Source organism: Photorhabdus caribbeanensis (assembly GCF_018448885.1).
GTDB lineage: Bacteria > Pseudomonadota > Gammaproteobacteria > Enterobacterales > Enterobacteriaceae > Photorhabdus > Photorhabdus caribbeanensis.
Genome location: NZ_RCWB01000082.1, coordinates 1 through 2956, shown reverse-complemented (window position 1 = coordinate 2956; position 2956 = coordinate 1). Strand labels below are relative to the sequence as shown.

Below are 2956 nucleotides of genomic sequence, written 5' to 3'. Positions count from 1 at the left end.
GGAGTGATTACCTCACTGAAAGGCGATGCGATAGTATCGTTTCATCATCGATAGCCTTTGATGCCACGGTTACTAGCCTTTACCTGCCTTTACTGTGCGGCGGCAAGATCCATTTGCTCGGTGACGGGCAGGAGTTGGTTGAATTGCTCCCTGCATTGTTGTCAATGGAGTCAGGCGCTTTGGTTAAAATTACGCCTGGTCATCTTTCGGCAATAGGGCAGAAATTGAACACGATGGGACGAACATGCCCGGCTCACTGCTTTATTGTGGGGGGAGAGGCACTGCCCAGTTCCACTATTGCACTTTGGCAAACATTATCCCCTGGATCACGTATCATCAACGAGTACGGCCCAACCGAAACCGTCGTGGGTTGTACGGTGTTTGATATCAATCACTCGGGCTGTTTTGCCGATAACGTACCGATTGGCCGCCCAATATCCAATACCCAGATTTACATTCTTGATACCCACGGGAAACCTGTCCCAATGGGTGTCACGGGTGAACTTTACATTGGGGGAGTCGCTGTCGCGCGTGGCTACCTGAATCGGCCAGAATTGACGGCTGAACGTTTCCTGATAGATCCATTTAGTGATCGACCGGGTGCTCGTATGTACTGTACCGGGGATTTAGCGCGTTACCTGCCGGATGGCAACCTGGAATTCCTGGGCCGCAACGACCAGCAGGTTAAAATTCGTGGTTTCCGCATTGAACCGGGGGAAATTGAGACACGTCTGATAGAGCACCCGGCGGTGCGTGAGGCGGCGGTGCTGGCGCTGGGGGATGGACAGGACAAACGGCTGGTTGCCTATGTAGTGGCGTCAGCGGATGAGGGGCTGACCAATAACCTGCGTACCCACTTGAGTGTCACTTTACCTGACTATATGGTGCCGTCAGCTTTTGTGCGTTTGGATGCCTTCCCGCTAACGCCGAACGGTAAATTGGATCGTCGGGCCTTGCCGGCCCCGGGCAATGAAGCGTTTGTCCGTCAGATTTATGAAGCGCCTCAAGGGGAAACGGAAATTGCATTGGCGGCTATCTGGTGTGAATTGCTAGGGGTTGAGCAAATAAGTCGGCATGATAACTTCTTCTCGTTGGGCGGGCATTCACTGCTTGCCATGCGAATGATAAATCTTGCTGCTGGTCGGGGTTTGGTTTGCACATTGAATGCGGTGTTCCAATTCCCGGTGCTGACTGAACTGGCTGCGAAAATTACCTCAGATCTGTTGTCTCAACCGCAAAACAGCGCCATCTCGGTACGACTTGATGGGACAGGGTTGCCGCTGTTCTTTGTTCCTAGCGGCATGGGTGATTACTCCTATGTCTTCGGGCTGGCTCGACATATTCCGTCGGACCACCCGATTTATGCGCTGCCTTGGCCGTCTATTAATGAAAAACCGATGGCAACGATGGAGCAGCAGGCGGCGAGAATGATCACCTTGATAAAGGCCGTCCAGCCGGAAGGGCCTTATCGGCTATGTGGTTACTCTTCTGGTGGAATATTGGCTTATGCTATTGCTCAGCAGCTTTTGAATGCGGGTGAAGTGGTCAATTTCCTGGGGTTGATTGATGTGCCTGCGCCTCATTATTTAGGGGAACAGATCATACAACCTAAATATCGGTTCTTTATTGAACTGGCTCGACAGACAGGGGAGGAGTACGCGGAAGAGATTGCGGAGTTATACCGGCGAATCGATGAGTTGAATTTTGTGCAGTTTATTGAATCGGCACAAGAATTGGCGTTATATCCTGCAAATCTGCATGCTGATGTGATCGCAAAACGTTGGGAGCAGATCGAACGTTACGCGCAGATAGTTGCGAATTATGAGCCGCCAGCATTAGCAATAACGCTGCATCAGTTCTATGCGGTAGAACCTTCTCCCGCTATTGCTTTTATAGATGATGATGAAAAATCGGAGTCAGTGAGCATGGAACCGTCTTTGGGTTGGGCGCAGATAATGTCTGATACTTCGCTTGAACTGATTGCGATACCGGGCAACCATTTTAGTTTATTGGAGGATGATGAGAATAAAACCGCTTTAGCTCAGGCTTTAAATAGGGCGCTGGCAATCAGTTGTGATGAGGAGACATCGTAATACTGATATAGTCAGAAGTTCTGAATAATTTAACCTTGATATGATAATCCGGTATATGCTTTTTATACCGGATTATTTTTCTTGTTTATCCTTTTCTCCAAGGTGTATGCGCATTAACAAAAACAAAGCCGATTTTCATTTTTCACTGATGGCTTTATGGTAGGCAGGTTTTAAACTGTTTTTAAAAACCTTGTTTTAATCTCTGATTTTAATCGGTATCAGGTTTTAACCGTTGTTTTTATCACATTTACTACCTGATTTTTATTCAGTTTAATCATCATGGCATATCGTATTTTACATTTAACAAACATTAATCATACTCGCTTTTTATCTTTGCTGAGGCTATTTAGCCTGATAATATTAAAGATACCCATTTATATTTTTTCGGATAATCAACGTGCTGTTTAAAGTTTAAATCCTGCCACATTAACCGTTTTACCCCTCTTTTTATTGCGTTATGTTTATAACTTGCTGAGTCAAATAACAGTGAGAAAACACGTTAATATCAACAAGCCGGGTAACCTGCTGATTGCTTTTCAACTCTCTGTGTAATGGTTAATAGCATTTGATTAAATGTAATTAACTGCCTTTATAAAAAGTACATTTATTGCGTTAAATCCATATTTTCCCTTTATATAAATTTTTAATCTCTCTGTATACTCACTTTTAAATGACCACAGCAAGGAATAAGCGCTTTTTTATGCACTTTAATCCCTGTTAAAAAGCTGTTATTAATGGGATACCTACTTTTTTAATACTTAGCTGAGTTAATTACCGATAAAAAATCGCTTGCAATCGCTAAGAACGGGAAATACAAGTAAAAAGAGAAAGTTGACCATGTTAAAAGAGAAGGGATCTGTAAA

1 protein-coding gene is annotated in these 2956 nt (G+C 44.9%); it reads left to right on the top strand.

Annotation, left to right across the window (positions count from 1 at the left end; translation table 11 throughout):
• A partial coding sequence (locus EAE90_RS24365) for a thioesterase domain-containing protein (protein WP_214055419.1) occupies positions 1–2093 on the top strand: 2093 nt, incomplete at its 5' end.
• Positions 2094–2956 lie beyond the last annotated feature (863 nt).